This is a genomic window from Tenacibaculum insulae (genome assembly GCF_964512435.1).
GTDB lineage: Bacteria > Bacteroidota > Bacteroidia > Flavobacteriales > Flavobacteriaceae > Polaribacter > Polaribacter insulae_A.
Genome location: NZ_OZ208512.1, coordinates 1,157,669 through 1,176,975, shown reverse-complemented (window position 1 = coordinate 1,176,975; position 19,307 = coordinate 1,157,669). Strand labels below are relative to the sequence as shown.

17 protein-coding genes are annotated in these 19,307 nt (G+C 31.0%); 6 read left to right on the top strand and 11 right to left on the bottom strand.

The annotated features are described in order from the left end of the window. Nucleotides 1–31 precede the first annotated feature (31 nt). From ACN5J5_RS05455 to ACN5J5_RS05445, 3 genes are read right to left on the bottom strand one after another with little or no spacing between them, the layout of a single operon-like run. Nucleotides 32–469 carry a YHS domain-containing (seleno)protein gene (locus tag ACN5J5_RS05455; protein WP_418646293.1) on the bottom strand — a complete coding sequence of 146 codons (438 nt, stop codon included), beginning with the start codon at nt 467–469 and terminating at the stop codon, nt 32–34. Continuing rightward, nucleotides 469–924, bottom strand: coding sequence for a YHS domain-containing (seleno)protein (locus ACN5J5_RS05450; RefSeq protein ID WP_418646292.1), 456 nt, complete (start codon nt 922–924; stop codon nt 469–471). Before ACN5J5_RS05450 ends, ACN5J5_RS05455 begins: the two co-directional genes overlap by 1 nt. 53 nt (nt 925–977) lie before the next feature. After that, entirely contained in the window at nt 978–1,952 is a 975-nt protein-coding gene (locus ACN5J5_RS05445) for an acyl transferase (RefSeq protein WP_418646291.1), read from the bottom strand. A gap of 176 nt (nt 1,953–2,128) precedes the next feature. On the opposite strand from ACN5J5_RS05445, the gene ACN5J5_RS05440 reads away from it, so the two are divergent. Further along, nucleotides 2,129–3,670, top strand: coding sequence for an aldehyde dehydrogenase family protein (locus ACN5J5_RS05440; protein ID WP_418646290.1), 1,542 nt, complete (start codon nt 2,129–2,131; stop codon nt 3,668–3,670). A 74-nt stretch (nt 3,671–3,744) separates the two neighbouring features. Here ACN5J5_RS05440 and ACN5J5_RS05435 read toward each other — a convergent pair whose 3' ends face one another. Further along, a complete protein-coding gene (locus tag ACN5J5_RS05435) occupies nt 3,745–4,128 on the bottom strand; it encodes an ankyrin repeat domain-containing protein (protein WP_418646289.1) in 384 nt (127 codons plus the stop codon). A gap of 287 nt (nt 4,129–4,415) precedes the next feature. Between ACN5J5_RS05435 and ACN5J5_RS05430 the strand changes: the two genes are divergently transcribed. The 3 genes from ACN5J5_RS05430 to ACN5J5_RS05420 all read left to right on the top strand — a co-directional run bounded on the left by ACN5J5_RS05430 (nt 4,416) and on the right by ACN5J5_RS05420 (nt 8,434). Next, on the top strand, nt 4,416–6,737 hold the full coding sequence (locus ACN5J5_RS05430) for a GH92 family glycosyl hydrolase (protein ID WP_418646288.1): 2,322 nt from the start codon (nt 4,416–4,418) through the stop codon (nt 6,735–6,737). Between the two features lie 189 nt (nt 6,738–6,926). After that, entirely contained in the window at nt 6,927–7,202 is a 276-nt protein-coding gene (locus ACN5J5_RS05425) for a helix-turn-helix domain-containing protein (protein ID WP_260587315.1), read from the top strand. 2 nt (nt 7,203–7,204) lie between these two features. Continuing rightward, complete coding sequence (locus ACN5J5_RS05420) at nt 7,205–8,434, top strand: type II toxin-antitoxin system HipA family toxin (RefSeq protein ID WP_418646287.1); 1,230 nt, start codon at nt 7,205–7,207, stop codon at nt 8,432–8,434. Here ACN5J5_RS05420 and ACN5J5_RS05415 read toward each other — a convergent pair. The 4 genes from ACN5J5_RS05415 to ACN5J5_RS05400 form a co-directional block, all read right to left on the bottom strand. Then, nucleotides 8,431–9,570, bottom strand: coding sequence for an ATP-binding protein (locus tag ACN5J5_RS05415; protein WP_418646286.1), 1,140 nt, complete (start codon nt 9,568–9,570; stop codon nt 8,431–8,433). The two genes, ACN5J5_RS05420 and ACN5J5_RS05415, sit on opposite strands and share 4 nt — an antisense overlap. Before the next feature lie 3 nt (nt 9,571–9,573). Further along, complete coding sequence (locus ACN5J5_RS05410) at nt 9,574–10,329, bottom strand: SDR family NAD(P)-dependent oxidoreductase (RefSeq protein ID WP_418646285.1); 756 nt, start codon at nt 10,327–10,329, stop codon at nt 9,574–9,576. Between the two features lie 129 nt (nt 10,330–10,458). Continuing rightward, complete coding sequence (locus tag ACN5J5_RS05405; protein ID WP_418646284.1) at nt 10,459–11,367, bottom strand: hypothetical protein; 909 nt, start codon at nt 11,365–11,367, stop codon at nt 10,459–10,461. 82 nt (nt 11,368–11,449) lie between these two features. Continuing rightward, nucleotides 11,450–11,935, bottom strand: coding sequence for a hypothetical protein (locus ACN5J5_RS05400; protein ID WP_418646283.1), 486 nt, complete (start codon nt 11,933–11,935; stop codon nt 11,450–11,452). Nucleotides 11,936–12,011: 76 nt separating this feature from the next. On the opposite strand from ACN5J5_RS05400, the gene ACN5J5_RS05395 reads away from it, so the two are divergent. After that, nucleotides 12,012–13,118 carry an NAD(P)/FAD-dependent oxidoreductase gene (locus ACN5J5_RS05395; RefSeq protein WP_418646532.1) on the top strand — a complete coding sequence of 369 codons (1,107 nt, stop codon included), beginning with the start codon at nt 12,012–12,014 and terminating at the stop codon, nt 13,116–13,118. Continuing rightward, nucleotides 13,115–13,564, top strand: coding sequence for a 3-oxoacyl-ACP synthase (locus tag ACN5J5_RS05390; protein WP_418646282.1), 450 nt, complete (start codon nt 13,115–13,117; stop codon nt 13,562–13,564). The genes ACN5J5_RS05395 and ACN5J5_RS05390 overlap by 4 nt, the downstream gene beginning before the upstream one ends. Before the next feature lie 161 nt (nt 13,565–13,725). Here ACN5J5_RS05390 and ACN5J5_RS05385 read toward each other — a convergent pair whose 3' ends face one another. From ACN5J5_RS05385 to ACN5J5_RS05375, 3 genes are all read right to left on the bottom strand, one after another. Next, entirely contained in the window at nt 13,726–14,658 is a 933-nt protein-coding gene (locus tag ACN5J5_RS05385; protein WP_418646531.1) for an ABC transporter ATP-binding protein, read from the bottom strand. Between the two features lie 267 nt (nt 14,659–14,925). Further along, nucleotides 14,926–16,998 carry a M13 family metallopeptidase gene (locus tag ACN5J5_RS05380; RefSeq protein ID WP_418646281.1) on the bottom strand — a complete coding sequence of 691 codons (2,073 nt, stop codon included), beginning with the start codon at nt 16,996–16,998 and terminating at the stop codon, nt 14,926–14,928. A gap of 59 nt (nt 16,999–17,057) precedes the next feature. Further along, nucleotides 17,058–19,217 (bottom strand): prolyl oligopeptidase family serine peptidase, encoded by a 2,160-nt coding sequence (locus ACN5J5_RS05375; protein ID WP_418646280.1) that lies wholly within the window; start codon nt 19,215–19,217, stop codon nt 17,058–17,060. Nucleotides 19,218–19,307 lie beyond the last annotated feature (90 nt).

Here is a 19,307-nt window from a genome sequence, read left to right as displayed (position 1 = left end):
ATTAAAAAAGCTTCTTAAAAAGAAGCTTATGTTATTTTTTGATGATTTTTTTCCAGTTTATATCTGCCTGTTTTTTTAATTTTTCAGGATTTTCTTGTTTCCAAAGTTTTAAGGTATTGGTTCCCCAAGCATTATAAAACAAGTACAATTTATCATTACTAATTTCAAAAGTTTTAGGATTAATACCTACTTTTTCTGATGATTTTCCAATAGCATACGCACAATAACCGCCATATTGAGGCATGTATTTATTTGGGTTTTCGTTAAAAGTAGCTAAGTTTTTTGCTGATGAAAAATGAAAAACAACCCCATTATAAGTAGTGGTAATTTTTTTAGTTCCTTTTACAGCTTTGTTAGAAAAATAAGCAACAACATCATATCCGTTAGCTATTATTCCTTTTTTAGTATTGTATTGTTGTCCAAAAGTTACTGTAGAAATGAATAGAAATACGATTAATAAATTTTTCATTATTTATTTCTATGCTTTAATACTTCCCAATTTATGTCACCTTGATTTTGTAATTTTTTAGTATCACCTTCTTTCCAAACATCTAAAGCACTCGAAAACCAAGAGGTATAAAACAAATACAGTTTCCCATTTCTAATTTCATAAGCTTCAGCATCTATATACATTTTGTTTTTTTTGGCAGCAATAGCATACGCACAATAACCGCCATATTGAGGCATATATTTAGTTGGATTTTCGTTAAAAGTAGTTAAGTTTTTTGCTGATGAAAATTTTAATTTTACACCATCATATGTAGTTAAAAATTTCTTTTTACCTGCTATAGGCTTTTTATCTACAAAATAAGCAACTACGTCGTAACCTTCGGCAATGAAGCCTTTTTTAGTATTATAATCTATTTTTTGCGCGAAAAAATTAGCGGTCGTACTTAAAAATAAAAGGAGTAAAAAGTTTTTCATAATAGTTTAGTTTATACAAAAGTCGATAAACATTTTAAAAGCTTACAAATTTTTTAGAGTACCATTAAATTACAGCCTCGAATATCAGAATTATCAAAACGACCAATAATTTCTATTTCATTATTTTGATGCACTTTTCCTAAATCTTGCGTAGCAATAAATGAACAAGAATTGTAATTTGCTAGATCGATAATATTTATTCCGCCCGATTTTCCTTTGGGCAAAATAGTTAAAGCATCTTCGGTATCGCGTGTTAAAATTTGCATCCACGGAGGGCAATTAAAAAGCCCATTTCCTGTTGAATATGCTTGACTTAAAAGTTCAGTCATACCATATTCTGAGTGAATTTTATCAATACCAAAACCTTTACTTAAAATGGCATGTAGTTCACTTCTTATCAATTCTTTTCTGCGTCCTTTCATTCCACCAGTTTCCATAATTACGGTGTTTTTTAATTGAAATTGATGTATTTCAATTAAATCTAACAAGGCAAAAGAAACTCCAATTAGTAAAACTTTTTTTCCTTGTGCATCTAATTGCACAAGTTTTTTAGCCAATTCGTTTAAATTGTTTAGGTAAAATCCGCTATCAGAATGGTTCGATTTTTTAATTAAATCATCCACCATATAAACTAATGAAGATCCTTTTCGTTCTAAATAATTTGGTAATAATGCTAAAACAACATAGTCTTCAATGTTTCCATAAAAATGATTAAATCCTTTTAAGTAACTGTTTTCGTACCACGACAAATCCGTTACAAAATGTTTACTTGTAAGGCTTCCGGTAGTACCAGAACTTGTAAATGTTTCTTTAATTTGATCCGAAGAAGAAAGTATTTTTTTTGTTTTAAAAAACTGAATGGGTAAAAACGGAATTTCTTCAATAGTTTTTACATCTGAAGGATGAACGTACAGTAAATCACAAAAAGAACGATATACTTTATTGTTTTTAAATTGATGTTTAAAAACATTTAAGGCAGCATTGTTAAAGTCTTTTGAGGATTGTATGTTAAAAATAGTGTTTTGCATTATACCAACAAAAGTACTTTAATCTTTGATAATTTTTAAAATTAAATCAACTTTATAAATCAATACATATTGTTTGTTTTTAAACAAATAGTATTGTTTTTGTTTAAAATAGTAATTTGTAAAATTATTCGTAGTTTTGAACTTTAAAAGTTAAACAACTAAAAGGACAATATAAAATGGCAGATTTTGGTATAAAAGAGGCATTAGCAACTTTAGGATTAAAAGACATAAATGATGGAACTTCAACAGGTTCTAATAACTTTGGTAATGGAGAAACTATTTCTTCTTACTCACCAACGGATGGTGCTTTAATTGGTAAAGTAACCACCACTACTAAGGATGATTATGAGAAGGTAATGAAAACGGCAACTGAAGCTTTTTTATCTTTTAGAAATATGCCTGCTCCACAAAGAGGAGAAATTGTACGTCAGTTTGGTAATAAATTAAGAGATTTAAAAGAGCCGTTAGGTAAATTAGTTTCTTACGAAATGGGTAAATCTTTACAAGAAGGTTACGGAGAAGTTCAAGAAATGATTGACATTTGTGATTTTGCTGTAGGATTATCACGTCAGTTAAACGGACAAACAATTCCGTCTGAACGTCCAGGACACGTAATGCGAGAGCAATGGCACCCAATTGGTGTTGTTGGTATTATATCTGCATTTAATTTTCCTGTTGCGGTTTGGGCTTGGAATACAGCTTTAGCTTGGATTTGTGGTGATGTTTGTGTTTGGAAAGCTAGTGAAAAAGCTCCTTTATGTTCTGTTGCTTGTCAAAATATTATTGCTGATATTTTAAAAGAAAACAACTTACCAGAAGGAATTTCTTCTATTATTAATGGAGATTATAAAGTTGGTGAAATGATGACAACAGATTCTCGTATTCCTTTAGTTTCTGCTACAGGATCTACAAGAATGGGACGTATTGTTGGAGCAACAGTTGCACAGCGTTTCGGAAAATCTTTATTAGAGTTAGGTGGTAACAATGCAATTATTATTACACCAACTGCCGATTTAAAAGTAGTAGTTCCTGGTGCTGTATTTGGTGCAGTTGGAACTTGTGGACAACGTTGTACTTCTACTCGTAGATTAATTATTCACGAATCGGTTTACGATAAAGTACGTGATGCAATTGTTGGTGCTTACGGGCAATTAACGATTGGAAATCCTTTAGATGAAAAAAATCATATTGGGCCGTTAATTGATCACGATTCTGTAAATACATATTTAGCTGCCATTGAAAAAGCAAAAGCTGAAGGCGGAAATGTTTTAGTTGAAGGTGGTGTTTTAACTGGCGAAGGATACGAAAGCGGATGTTACGTAAAACCAGCTATTATTGAAGCAGAAAATCATTTTGAAATTGTACAGCACGAAACTTTTGCACCAATTTTATACTTAATGAAATATTCTGGAGAAGTAGAAAATGCAATTGATAAACAAAACGGAGTTGCACAAGGATTATCATCAGCAATTATGACAAACGAAATGAAAGAAGCTGAAAAGTTTTTATCATATGCTGGTTCTGATTGTGGTATTGCAAATGTAAATATCGGTACCTCTGGTGCTGAAATTGGTGGTGCTTTTGGTGGTGAAAAAGAAACTGGTGGTGGACGTGAGTCTGGGTCTGATGCTTGGAAAGTATATATGCGCCGTCAAACTAATACGGTAAATTATTCTGACGAACTTCCTTTGGCACAGGGAATTAAGTTCGATTTATAGAAAAAATATAAGTTAAAATAAAAAGGGATATCAATACTATTGATATCCCTTTTTTTATATAAAATTAGGAGGACTTATTTTTTTAAAGCATCAGCAATAATTTTATAAGAAGCATCAGCTTTAGACATTTTTGCATATTGTAATGCTGTATATCCTTTTTCTGATTTTGTTTTTAGTTTAGCTCCTTTGCTAATTAAAAGTTTAGCAATATTTGCTCTATTATATCTTGCAGCAAACATTAGCGGAGTTAACCCTGTAGACTTTCTATTAATATTTGTTCCGTTTTCAATTAATCCTTTTACAGCATCGTAGTTTCCTTCTTTAATTAATTTACAAAAAGCACTTACTTTAACAGTATATTTTATAGTGGTTAAAGGTGTTTTTTCGTTTAATTCAGATGCAGTTATAGTTCCAAAAGATAAAGCGATTGCTAAGGCAGTAAATACAAATTTTTTCATAATGTTAAGTTTTTCAAAGATTAAGTTATACCTAAGAGACGCTTGTTTAAAAAAAATGTTTCAGTAAAATTATAGACTTAACATATATTTAGCATTATTTCTTAATTTTATCTTAAATCACTGATTTTTAACAGGTTGTTTTGTTTTTAATTACTTATAGTTTAAAATTAAACATTTATACAAAAAATGTTATTTTTTTTATTTTTTTAAACTTATAATATTTTTAAGCTGTTATTTTAAGTTTTTTTTATTTTTTTAGCAGTATAAATATATTTTTATTGAATATTATGAAAAAAATAATATCATTTTTATTAGTTGTTAATTTGTGTTTATTGATGTTTAGTTGTAAACAAGGGCAAAAAGAAAAAGTAACACATCAAAGGCAAAAAAAAGATTTTACAAAACATGTAAATCCTTTAATTGGAACTAGTAAAATGGGACATGTTTTTCCTGGAGCAACTGCTCCTTTTGGAATGGTACAGTTAAGTCCGCAAACTAATTTTGAAGTTATGTTTAATAAAAACGGTAGCTACAATAGTAAAACATATGAATACTGTGCGGGTTATCAACATAAAGATTCAACAATTATAGGTTTTGCCCATACTAATTTTAGCGGAACAGGACATGCCGATTTAGGTGATTTTTTGGTAATGCCAACTACAGGAAAATTAACATTAGATCCGTTAAAAACAAAAGAAGGTACAAAAGGATTTTATTCAAGGTTTTCACATGATACTGAAAAAGCATCTCCAGGTTATTATAAAGTTAATTTAGATAGTTACAATATAAAAGCTGAATTAACAGCTAGCGAGCGTGTTGGTTTTCATCAATATACATTTCCTAAATCTAACGATTCTCATATTATTTTAGATTTAGTGTACAATATCTATCATCATGATAATAAAAATGTATGGACATTTATTCGTGTAGAAAATGATAGTTTAATAACAGGTTACAGACAAACAAAAGGGTGGGCAAGAACAAAAAAAGTGTTTTTTGCGATGGAATTTTCTAAACCATTTAAAAGTTATGGTCATAAAAAATACAATAAAGAAACGTATGATGGATTTTACAGACGTTTTAAACAAAACGAAAACTTTCCTGAAATGGCAGGAAAAGATATAAGAGCTTATTTTAATTTTGATACAGAAGAAGGTGAAAAAATAAATGTAAAATTTGCCTTATCACCAGTAAGTACAAATGGAGCTTTAAACAATTTAAAACAAGAAATTCCGCATTGGAATTTTAATAAAACAGTACAAGAAACAAAAGATAAATGGAATAATGAATTGGGTAAAATTGATGTAGAAACAATTTCTGAAAAAGATAAAACTACTTTTTATACCGCTTTATATCACACTAATTTATCACCTATTTTATACGAAGATGTTGATGGAAAATACAGAGGGTTAGACCAAAACATACATACTTCTGATGGTTTTACTAATTATACGATATTTTCTCTTTGGGATACATACCGCGCATTACATCCATTATACAATATAACACAACCAAAGCGAAACAACGACATGATAAAATCGATGTTAGCACATCACGATCAAAGTGTGCATAATATGTTACCAATTTGGAGTCATTATGCCAACGAAAACTGGTGTATGATTGGGTATCATGCAACTTCAGTTATTGCAGATGCATTAGCAAAAAATGTAGGAGATTTTGATGTGAATCACGCACTTAAAGCATCAACAAACACAGCCACTGTTCGTTATTTTGATGGTATTGGAGATTATATTGATTATAAATATGTTCCAGAAGACAAAAGCCACTCATCAGTATCAAAAACACTAGAATATGCTTACAACGATTGGTGTATTGCTCAAATTGCCAAAAAAGTAGGAAATGCTGAGGTAGAAAAAGAGTATTTAACAAGATCAACCTATTATAAAAATGTGTACGATCCAACAATCGGATTTATGCGACCTAAGTTATCAGATGGTACTTTTAGAAAAAACTTTGATCCAATGGATACGCACGGACAAGGTTTTATTGAAGGAAATGCATGGAATTACGGATTGTATGTTCCGCAAAACATTGATAAAATGATTGAAATGATGGGAGGTAAAGAAAAATTTAGTAAGCAACTAGACGAATTATTTACTACTGAAATAGCTGATAAATATATTTCAAATCATGAAGATATTACTCGCGACGGAATTATAGGAAACTATGTGCATGGTAACGAGCCAGGACATCACATTCCGTATTTATATAATTGGACCGGACATCCTAAAAAAACACAGCAAAGAGTTCGTATGATTATGGATACCATGTACGGAGATACTGTTGATGGTTTGTGTGGTAATGACGATGCAGGTCAAATGAGTGCTTGGTATATATTTAGTAGTTTAGGTTTTTATCCTGTAACGCCAGGGTCGTCAAATTATGCAATTGGAAGTCCGAATATTAAAGAAGCTACTATTTATTTAGAAAATGGAAAGACCTTAAAAATTACGGCTCAAAATCAAAGTAAAGAAAACGTATTTGTAAAAAGTATAACAATAAACGGTAAGAAAATAACAGATAATGTACTTTCTCATACTGATATTATAAACGGAGGAGAACTAATTTTTGAAATGAGTAAAGAGTAATAAAACGAAATTATTTTGCACAAATGGTTATAAAAAAACAACACTCAAAAGGTGTTGTTTTTTACATAAAAAATTAAATTAATTGCTATTATAGTAGCGATATTTACTGTATGTCATTAAAAAAAGCTATTATAGTAGCAGTTTTTAAAATATAGTTGTTATATTAGTATTCTAAACTAAGAGTACGATATGTGGGGATATGGAGATGAAAAATCGCCTAAAGAAATAATGATTCTTTTATCAAAAAGAGCCAGAGTTTTAAGGAAACAAGAAAAAATGTCTCAGAAGGAATTATCAGAAAGATCAGGAGTATCTTACGCTAGTGTTCGAAAATTTGAATCAACAGGTGTCATTTCTCTAGAATCACTTTTAAAAATTTGCGAAACACTTAAACGTTTAACAGATTTTGAATCAATATTACTGCCAAGTGATATGAAACGGAAAAAAGAGTTATTTAATTATTAACTATGGCAACAACTAAACTTAATGTATACATACAGTTTTCTAAAGAAGAAGAACTTATTGGTGAGCTTGTTTTAGATGGTAGAGATATATTATTTAAATATAGTGATGCTTATTTAGAAGTAGGAAAAAATCTGTCTCCTAATCAATTAATGTTTAATGATACTCCTCAAACAACCCAAAAAAAACCATTTAATGGTCTTTTTGGTGTGTTTGCTGATTCTTTACCAGATGCTTGGGGATATTTGTTAATAAAGAAACGCCTTAGTACAGATCGAATTGCTATTGAATCTCTTAATGCGTTAGATCATTTAACATTTGCAGGGAATAATAGTATGGGTGCACTACAGTACAGACCAAGTGTAGTGTTAGAGCAAGAGGCTATAAAAATTAATCTAGATACACTAAACAATAATATTTCTGAGGTACTTAGTGGAGAGAGTAGTACTGTAATTGATGATATGTTTGGAAGAGGAGGTAGCCCAGGTGGAGCACGACCAAAAATTTATGCAGGATATAATCCGAAGACAGATTCACTCATTAGTGGTGTGGCTAATCTTCCGGAAGAATATGAGCATTGGATTATTAAATTTGCTGCGGATGTAGATTCGAAAGATATCGCCAATATAGAGTTTGCTTATTATAAAATGGCCTTAGATTCAGGAATTGAAATGTCTGAATGCAGAGTGTTTACTAGTAATTCTGGAAATAGTTATTTTGGAACCAAACGATTTGACCGTATAGGAAATGATAAACTTCATATGTTATCAGCTGCAGGACTTCTAAATGATGATTACGAGCATAGTACCATAGATTATGGGAATTTAATTTACCAAGCAAAGAAGTTAACAAATAACGCACAAGCTGCTGAACAAATGTTCCGTAGGGCTGTTTTTAATATTTTAGTACATAATCGAGACGATCATTCTAAAAATTTTGCTTTTTTAATGAATGCTGAAGGAGAATGGTCACTAGCGCCAGCTTACGATTTAACTTTTTCATCTTCTTCACAAGGGTATCACAGTACATCTTGTGCTAAAAATTATGTAGATCCAGGAAAGAAAGAATTATTAGAGTTGGCAAGTGCATTATCAATAAAAAAAGCAAAGATAATTATAGATGAAATAAAAGAAGTTACTAATCAATGGAAACGATATGCTGTATTGTATGGAGTTTCAGGAGCTTCAACAAAAACCATTGAAGCTAGTTTAAAAACCATTCGTACGAGGTTTTAATTATATTTCACTTTACGCAAAACGCGCATTGCTTCTTTGTATTTAATATAGGTAGATTTATCATCTAAATTTTTAATGTAGTTTTTTGCTTTTTTTAGTTGTTCAGGTGCCTCTAAAAATCCGTTTAAATAACAAATTAAGTAGGAAGTAGGTAGTTTATAAACATCTTCATGTTCGGTTACCGAAAGTGGTATTTTACTTGTTATTTTGGTAACAATAGCATTGTTATTATCGTAAATATGATTTAAAGCGACAGCATTATACATGGGTGCTTCAAATAAAAATTCGGTAACAATATCATGTTTTCCGTTGTCTTTAAAATTAATAATTGTTTTTTCTAACGGATAATGTTTTTGAGTTTTATCAATTCCTAAAACGATGTATTCAGTAATTATAAACGACTGTTCGTTGTAGTTAATTTGCACATCATCTAAGGCAGAAAAAAACAAACGTACTTGTTCGTTTATCAATTCAATATCTACTCGAGTATAAAATATTTCATCGTTAATTAATTTCTTTTTTCCTGCCCAACAAAGCACAAATTGTTCGTTAAATACTTTGTATTGCGGATGATATTCTGGTTTATGATTGTTGATAAAATCAAAAACACCATCGAGTGTTAGTTTTATATTGTTTTGGGCATTTTTTTCAATAGCTTTAACAATATCAGTATTTACATTATTTAAAATAAAATTATTTTCTGAAGGCATAGAATTACTTCCTCTTCGAAAAAAAACAGTTCCGTTTTTATATTTCCATATATTTTTTAAAAGTGAAGTAACTTTATTTTTAGGATAAATTGTAACCAATCCGATAACTTTATGTCTTGGTAGGCGTGGAAAAGGAACGTTTTCATATTCAATTTTTGGCGGATTTTTTAAATACGCATTTACGAGGTTTTGAATTTTACTATCATCATAAAAATCAACTCCTAAAATTTTATTTTCTGCGTCCTCAACCCCAATAATAATGTACGAATTATTCGTAGGATTTGAGTTAGATAAGGCACAAACGTGTTTTATAAACTTAGCTTTTCCTTCTTTAGAGTTTAAGGATAGTTTTTGTTTTTTATCATAAAAACTATTTTCATCGTTATGAGAAAGTAAGTTTTTAATTAAAAGCCGTTTGTTAACCAAAATTTAAAAGTTTTTGTTGATAATATTTGCGGTAGCTTGTGCGGTAGGATACACCACTAAATCTTCAATATTTACGTGGTAAGGTCTGCTAACCACAAAGTAAATAATATCAGCAATATCTTCGGGTTGTAAGGCTTTGTAACCTTGATACACGGTTTTTGCTCTCTCGGTATCTCCTTTAAAACGAACATCTGAAAACTCGGTTTCTACCAATCCTGGATGAATTGCAGAAACTCTAATATTATGTTTGTTTAAATCAATACGCATTCCTTTATTTAAAGCGTTTACAGCAAATTTAGAGGCACAATATACATTTCCGTTTGGATACACGTCTTTACCAGCAATAGATCCGATGTTTAATATAAATCCGTTGTTTCTATCAACCATTTGTGGTATGATGGCTTTTGAAACATATAATAATCCTTTTACATTTCCATCAATCATAGCATCCCAATCATCAATACTTCCGTCTTGAATACTACTTAATCCGTGGGCATTACCAGCATTGTTAATCAAAATATCAATCTGCTTAAATTCATCAGGTAAATTACCAATGGCTTGTTGTACTTCGTTTTTATAACGAACATCAAATTGTAAGGTATGTACTTTTGTTAAGGCGGATAGTTGTTGTTGAAGTTCTTGTAATTTTTCTGCACGTCTTCCGCAGATAATAAGGTTGATATTATTTTTAGCAAATAATATAGCAGTTGCTTTACCAATACCCGAAGTTGCGCCAGTAATTAAAGCGGTTTGTTGCATGTTTTATGTTTTTTATAAAGGTAAAATATTTTATGTAAAGTGAATATTATAAAAAATAAAAACCGCTCTATTGCTAGAGCGGTTCTTTTTAGTTGGCTACTACCCCAACCAAAAATCAACTAACCAAACTTATTTTAAATATTTTCTGTCAACGGTTTTACGTTGTACTTTAGTACGTTTTCTTCCACTATTCCTTACAGTAGGTTTTGCGGTAGTTTTGTTTTCGTTTTTTAAATATTGTATAAATCCTCTACCAGAAAAAGTATACGTTGTATTAGAACTTAGGTGATACAGTTGTACCTTTTCATCATTTATAACGCTTAATTCAAACCTTTCAGTATCGCCACCATCATAATTAAGTGTTAAATATTTTAAATCATCATATCCTCTAATATTGGCAACTTCATATCCGCCTACATAATCCCAATTTATATAATCAATATTTGTACCAAAAGCATCGTGCGATGAATAAAATGTTACATCATTTTCGGGTGTAAATTGTAAAAAATGTTCATCATCAAAAACATTTGGTGTACCACCAGTGGCATCTGTTCTTTCCCAAGCAACATATTCTTGTAAAAAGTACTCAATGTTTTCGTAAAAAAGTTTATCGTAATCAAAATTACTTCTTTGATATCCAATTAAATAATAGCTTACGTTTTGCGATAAATCATCAATTCTAATTTCATCTTCAGCTATTTGCACCACCTCAAAATCATAAAAACCATCAATATCATGATCGGTTTCTAAAACCGTTTTAAAAGTGTCGTAATAACCCACGGCTACCCCTAAACCATTTCCTGTTTTACCAATATCAACAATATTGTTGTTTGCGTACATGGTTCCGTTTAAAAAAGATACAGTAAATGCTTTTGATAAAAAAGGAACATCAGCAGTACCGGTAGTTCTGTGGTAATCTATATACCATAAATCGTAACTAGATATATATTGATTTAATGAAAAATCATCTTTATCATCACAAGATATTAATGTTATACTTGCTATAATGCATACTAATAGTAGTTTTATAGATTTCATAAGCGTTTACTTTTTATTTATACTAAGTTATTGTCAAATTGTGTGCCAAAAACAAAAAACACCTCATTAGAGGCGGCTTTTATTAGTTACGAGGTTTTACAGAGGGCATAAAAACTCGTTTTTCTTTTTTAATATTTTCAATTTTGTAATATTGTGTTTTACCGTTTACTTTATAAGTAATTAGTGCTTCATTTTCTTTTAATTCAAAAGGAATTTTTACATTACTTTTGGTGGTATTGCCAAACTCTTTTTTTGGATCTGCGTTTAAGCTTAAATCTTTTCTATCTCTTCCGGTTGAGGTTTTATAACGTGCAGCTATATAATTTTTACCTTGTTTTTGTTCAATAACAGGAGTAATAACTCTATTTTTAAAATAAACTTGTTCAAAATCTACAGTTTTTGTCGCTGTAAATTCAATCATTAAATTTAAGGTACTGTTACCTGGTAAACCACCAGTAATATGTTTGTACGATGCTTTTTTTATAGTAAAAGGAGGATTTGTATTTAATTTTGTGCTTGCACACTGTGTTATACCTAACGCTAAAATTAAGATTCCGAATAATTTCATAATATTACTTTTTATTGTTTAAATTTAGGTATTCAAGTAGTGTGCCAAGGTACAAATATATTTATATTTTAAGATGTTGAATTACAGTTATTGGGAGTTAAAAGAATGGTTTACTAATATAGATTTTACCATTGTAGGTAGCGGAATTGTGGGTTTAAATTGTGCTTTGGCATTAAAAAACAAACATCCGAAAGCTAAAATATTAATTTTAGAAAAAGGAATGTTACCACAAGGCGCAAGTACCAAAAATGCTGGTTTTGCATGTTTTGGTAGTTTATCGGAATTGATAGATGATTTAAAATCACATACCGAACAAGAAGTTTATAATTTGGTAGAAAAACGTTGGAACGGATTACAATTACTTCGTAAGAATTTAGGTGATAAAAACATCGATTTTCAACAAAATAAAGGATACGAATTATTTAATGATGCTGATTTTTACCAAGAATGTTTGGCTGAAAAAAAGAAGATTAATCAATTATTAAAACCTCTTTTTTCTTCGGATGTTTTTTCGGTTGATGCTAACGTTTTTAACTTTAAAAATATTCATAAAAATTATATTACAAATCAGTTTGAAGGACAGATAGATACTGGTAAAATGATGTTACAGTTGTTACAAAAAGTACAATCATTAGGAATCCAAATTGTTAATAATATTCAGGTTGATAAATTTGAAGAAATTCACGATAAAATTCATGTAAAAACCAACCGGTTAGATTTTTACACTAACAAAATACTTATTGCTACCAATGGTTTTGCAAAACAATTATTAAATGAAGATGTTAAACCTGCAAGAGCACAGGTATTGATTACTAAGCCAATTAAAAATTTACATATAAAAGGTACATTTCATTTAGATAAAGGCTATTATTATTTTAGAAATATTGATGACAGAATTTTGTTTGGCGGCGGAAGAAATCTCGATTTTAAAACCGAAGAAACTACTGAATTTGGTGAAACAGAAATTATTCAGCATCAATTAAAAGAAATTTTAAAAACTACAATTTTACCAAACACAACTTTTGAAATTGATTATTGTTGGAGCGGTATTATGGGAGTTGGAAATCAGAAAAAAGCAATTGTAAAACAACTATCAAATAACGTGTTTTGCGGAGTTCGTTTAGGCGGAATGGGAGTTGCCATTGGCTCTTTGGTAGGTAAAGAATTAGCAGATTTGTTATGAATATAAAAGAAGAACTATATCAGCTTTGTAAAACGGATGTAAATAAACGTTTACAAACGATTGAAGAAATAATTTCTTCAAACCAAAAAGCATTGCAGTCAGAAACCAAAAGTTCGGCTGGTGACAAGCATGAAACAGGTAGAGCAATGTTACAATTAGAAATGGAAAAAGCTGGCCAGCAACTTCACGGAATTGTAAAAATGAAAGAAACCTTGTCTAAAATTAATTTAACGAGCGTTTCTAATATGGCACATTTGGGTAGCGTAATTAAAACTACGCAAGCATGTTTTTTTTTAAGTGTTAGTTCAGGTAAATTAATGGTTAATAATCAAACATATTATGCAGTGTCTGTTTCTTCGCCAATAGGGAGCATGTTATTAGGTAAAAATGTAGGAGACACTTTTACGTTTAACAATAGTAAACAAATAATAAAAAGTATTTTTTAATGTTTTAAGTAGGGTAAAATACAAGCTACTTGTTTTTAATGCAAGGAAAGGTTGCTATACCCTTCATAGAAAAGGAAATTACAGAATGCACTTTTGCCTGTATTGGTAAAAGTGTATTTTTTTAATAGTTAAGTAATAATTAAGAGATAGTTATTATTGGTTTAAACAGTTTTGCTAAATTTTAGTGAAACTGTTTTTTTTAGTTCTATGGTTGATGGATGATTTAAAAAGAGCGATTGATTATTATAATTTACTTCAATAAGCCAATAATGTCCTTTAAAATAAGCTTTTAAAACGGTAGCTTTTATAGCTGATTTTTCAACAATTTTAATTTGATGTGGATATAATAAAACACGTTTACTGGCTATTACGAGGTCGTTTACATCATCAAATAAAGACGCGATATAGGTTAACTTCGGATTTTGATACAGGTTTTTTGGAGTGTCATTAGCAATTATTTGATGATCTTTAATAACAATCATTTTATCAGCAAAAGAAAGCGCATCATTACCATCGTGAGTGGCTACAATACAAGCTATATTTTTTTCTTTTAAATAGTTAAATAAATTTCTGCGCAATGCATTTTTTTTAAAATTATCTATCTGGCTAAAAGGTTCATCTAGTAATAATAATTCGGGTTCTTTAGCTAAAGCTCTTGCAATGGCAACACGTTGTTGTTGACCGCCACTTAAATTTTTTACTTTGATGTTGGCAAAGTCAGTCATTTGAATCACATTAAGAAGTTCTTGAGTTCTTTTTTCTGCTTCTTCTGGATAAAAACGAGATAAGAATTTTTTAATATTTTCACTTACAGATGTAAATGGCATTAAGTCGAAATCTTGAGCTACGTATTTAAAAAACTCTACCCCAGGAACTAAATGATGTTTGGGGCCTAAAATTTTAAAATCCTCCCAAAATAAACTACCATTATCAACATCTAATAAGCCATAAATTATTTTTAATAAGGTTGATTTACCGCAGCCACTTTCGCCCATAATACATAAGTGTTCTCCTTTTTTTAAGGAAAAATTAATGTTTTGCAAGGTTTTACTTTTGTTTGTATAGCTGTATGAAATGTTGTTTACATGTAACATACTTGCAAAAATAGAGTTTCTATTGTTTTTTGCGTTAGCGATTGAACGGTTTGTTTGAGCTCTTTTTTGAGGCACGAAAAAAAAGCGAGTAGTGAAAGCGCGACCGTTTACGGTAACGCCCAGCTTCTAAATACAATTTTTTGGTTCCTTAAAAATCACTCGAGGTGATAGGAATAAAAAAAACCGATACATTGCTGCATCGGTTTTCTATGATATGGTTTGTACAAATTCTCCGCAAAGAGAATTATTACAAAAAACACTGTGTGTTTACCAAATTCTAACTCTGTCTTCTGGTTTTAAGTACATTTTATCACCTTCTTTTACGCTAAACGCTTCATAGAAAGCATCTACGTTTTTAAGTGGCATATATGCACGGTACATTCCAGGAGCGTGTGTGTTTGTCATGATTAAGTTTTTTAATGCTTCATCACGCATTTTAGTTCTCCAAATTGTTCCCCAAGAAAGGAAAAAACGTTGGTTTGCTGTATAACCATCAATATCTGCAGGCTTTCCGTTCTTTTCTAAGAAAATTTGTAAACCTTCGTAAGCAGCTTGTACACCACCTAAATCACCAATGTTTTCACCTAAAGTAAATTCACCATTTAAGTGCATGCTATCAATAGCAATAATATCGCTGTATTGTTTTACTAATTGTTTACCAATTACAGCAAATTTTTCTGAATCTTGTTCAGTCCACCAGTTTTTAAGGTTTCCGTCACCGTCGAAACGCGCACCAGAATCATCAAAACTATGAGAAATTTCGTGACCAATCACAGCTCCGATACCACCATAATTTACAGCTTCGTCAGCTTTATAATCGTAAAAAGGAGGTTGTAAAATTGCCGCTGGAAAAACGATTTCGTTGTTTACTGGATTAAAGTAAGCATTTACAGTTTGAGGAGACATTCCCCATTCTGTTCTGTCTACTGCTTTTCCTAATTTTTCCATGTTTTTGTTATAGTTCCACTTCGTAACGTTTTTAGCGTTTTCAAAATAAGAACCACCATTATTTAACCCTTTTACTTGTAATTCAGAGTAATCTTTCCAAACATCAGGATAAGCAATTTTAACCGTTAATTTGTGTAATTTTTCTAATGCTTTTTCTTTCGTTTCAGCACTCATCCAAGGCAATTGTGCAATACGCTTTTCGAAACCTAACATTACATTGTCAATCATTTCTTTTGCCTTTGCTTTTGCTTCTGGTGGAAACATTTTTTCAACATACAGCTTACCTAAAGCTTCACCAACAGCACCATTTAAGTTACCTAAAGCACGTTCGTTTCTTGGACGTTGTTGTTTTGCTCCACGCATTTCTTTGCTGTAAAAATCCCAGTTAGCTTTTTCTAAATCGGTTGTTAAAACGCCTAAAGATCCGTTAATGGTATTCCAACGTAATAATAATTTAATATCTTCAACAGAGCGAGCTTCTAAAATTCCGTTTAACGCTTTAAAGTAACCAAGATCGGTAACAATTACTTTATCAATATCGTTAACTCCAATTCCTTTTAAATGTGCATTCCAATCAATTACAGGAACTAATTCAGATAATTCTACAACCGTCATTGGGTTGTACATTTTACGAGTATCTCTACGCTCTTCTTTAGTCATCATTGGTTCTGCTAAACTTTTTTCGAAAGCAACAATGGTAGCAGCGTTCTTTTTAGCAGTTGCTTCATCATCACCAAAAGCCATTAAAGATTTGGCAACAAACTCTTGGTATTTTACCAATTTGTCAGCTACTTTTGCATCTACATAGTAATCACGAGATAATCCTAAACTACCACCGCCCATATAACCAGCATATTGACTACTATTTTTTAAATCGTTATATACACCAAAACCATAAAATCCACCGCCACCATAAGGAGCCATGTTTGTAATATAAGTTTCAACATCTTTTTTAGATTTTATTTCGTCAATTTTTGCTAAAAATGGTTTTATTGGCTCAATACCTTGTTTATTTCTAGCTACAGTATCCATTATGGTTTCATAATAGTTTACTGCTTTTTCTTGATCAGAATCTATTTCGTTTCCTTCAGCATCTTTTACTTTCGGGAAATTTCTTTCTTGAATAGCGGTGTTTAAAATTTCTAATACATCTGCATCCGTTTTTTTACGTAATTCACCAAAACCACCCCAAGAAGTTCTATCGGCAGGAATTTCTGTTTTGTCTAACCAGGCACCATTTACGTGTCTAAAAAAATCATCTGCAGGTTTTACAGATGTATCCATGTTTTCTAAAACAATTCCCGCTGGTTTTTCAGCAGGCTTGTCAGTTTTACAAGCAATCATTCCGGCTGTAATAGCTGAAACAAAAAGGGCTTTTTTAATGATTTTCATTGTGTTTAATTTAGATTGATTTTTGTATGAGTACATTTTTTGTAAAAACGTTACAGTTTTTAACTTTTGATTTTACTTTCTGATGGATTTGGTAATTGCTCAAAGCCCATGTTATAAAGTGTAAATCCGAAGATATCTGAATATTGTTCAATAGTTTTTGCCACAGGTGTTCCTGCTCCGTGCCCTGCATTGGTTTCAATTCTAATTAAAGTAGGATTGTTACCTGTTTGCTTGTCTTGTAATTCGGCAGCAAATTTAAAACTATGTGCTGGCACCACACGATCATCATGATCTCCAGTAGTTACCATAGTTGCTGGATATGAAACACCTTTTTTTACATTGTGTACTGGCGAATATCCTTTTAAATAATCAAACATTTCTTTGCTTTGTTCTGCCGTTCCGTAATCGTAGGCCCATCCTGCACCAGCAGTAAAGGTATGGTAACGTAACATATCTAAAACACCTACGGCAGGTAAAGCTACTTTCATTAAATCGGGTCTTTGTGTCATAGTTGCCCCTACTAATAAACCTCCGTTAGAACCTCCACGAACGGCAAGAAAATCTGATGAGGTATATTTTTCTTTGATTAAATATTCTGCGGCAGCAATAAAATCGTCAAAAACATTTTGTTTTTTTAATTGTGTGCCGGCATCGTGCCATTTTTTACCGTATTCTCCACCGCCACGTAAGTTAGGAACGGCATAAACACCACCTTGTTCCATCCAAACAGCATTTGCAATACTAAAACTTGGTGTTAAACTCACATTAAAACCACCGTAACCATATAAAATAGTTGGATTTTTTCCGTTTAATTTTACTCCTTTTTTATAGGTGATAATCATCGGAACTTTTGTACCGTCTTTTGATGCATAAAAAACTTGTTTACTCTCATATCCATCCGAATTAAAATCGATTGAAGGTTTCCAATAAGAAGCATAGGTTCCGTCTTTCGGATTAAATTTATAAGAAGAATTTGGAGTGCTGTAATTTGTAAATGAAAAATACAATTCGCTAGCATTTGTTTTTCCACCAAAACCACCAGCAGAACCTACTCCTGGAAGTTTAATTTCTCTAATTAATTTTCCATCAAAATCGTATTGCATTACTTTCGAAACTGCATCTACCATATATTTTGCAAAAAAGTATCCGGCTCCGGTAGATGGAGATAATACGTTTTCTGTTTCGGCAATAAAATCTTTCCAGTTTTCTGGGGTTGGATTCGAAGCATCAACAGTTACTACTTTTTGATTTGGCGCATTTAAGTTCGTTGCTAAATACAATTTACTACCTCTACTGTCTATCACATAAGTATCACTTTTAACATTATCTAAAACAGTAACTAATTTACTATTTGGAGTTGCTAAATCTTTAAGAAATAATTTGTTTCCTGAAGTAGAAACTGAAGCTGATATAATTAAATACTTATTATCTTCAGTTAAATAACCGCCAACATAACGATGTTTTTCTGCTGGAGTTTCACCAAAAATAACAGGATCATTTTTTTGTGAAGTTCCTAACTTATGATAATATAATTTGTGTTGATCTGTTTTTGCAGACAACTCACTTCCTTTAGGTTTATCGTAGCTAGAGTAGTAAAAACCTTCGTTTTTGTACCAAGAAATTCCAGAGAATTTTACATCAACTAACGTATCTTCTTTAATGTTTTTAGATTCGGCATCAATTACTATAATTTTACGCCAATCGCTACCTCCTTCAGAAATTGCATAAGCGGCAGTTTTACCATCTTCAGAAAAACTTAAGGTACTTAAAGAGGTGGTTCCGTCTTCAGAAAAATTATTAGGATCTAAAAACACTTCTGGTTCGCCACCTTCTTTTTGTCTGTAAACAACATATTGATTTTGTAAACCATCATTTTTATAAAAATAAGTATAATCACCTTCTTTAAAAGGAGTTCCTAATTTTTCATAATTCCATAGTTCAGATAATCGATTTTTAAGTTGCTCACGATAAGGTATTTTACTTAAATAATCAAAAGTAACTTCATTTTCGGCCTTTACCCAAGCTTCGGTTTCGGGGCTACGATCGTCTTCTAACCAACGATAATTATCGGTTACTTTTGTGCCAAAAAATTCATCTACAACAGGAGTTTTAGTTGTTTGGGGGTAATTCACAGAAATATCTTTTTTAGATTGATTTTCTTCTTTACAAGCAATAAATAATGTACTTGCACAAAGAATAGGAAGCAGTAATTTTTTCATGATTAAAATTGGTTAATTCTTTCAAAGTTAGCAGAAAAACAATATAAATGTAGATTTTAAGATGTTTTTAACAAAAAAGGCACTGTAAAC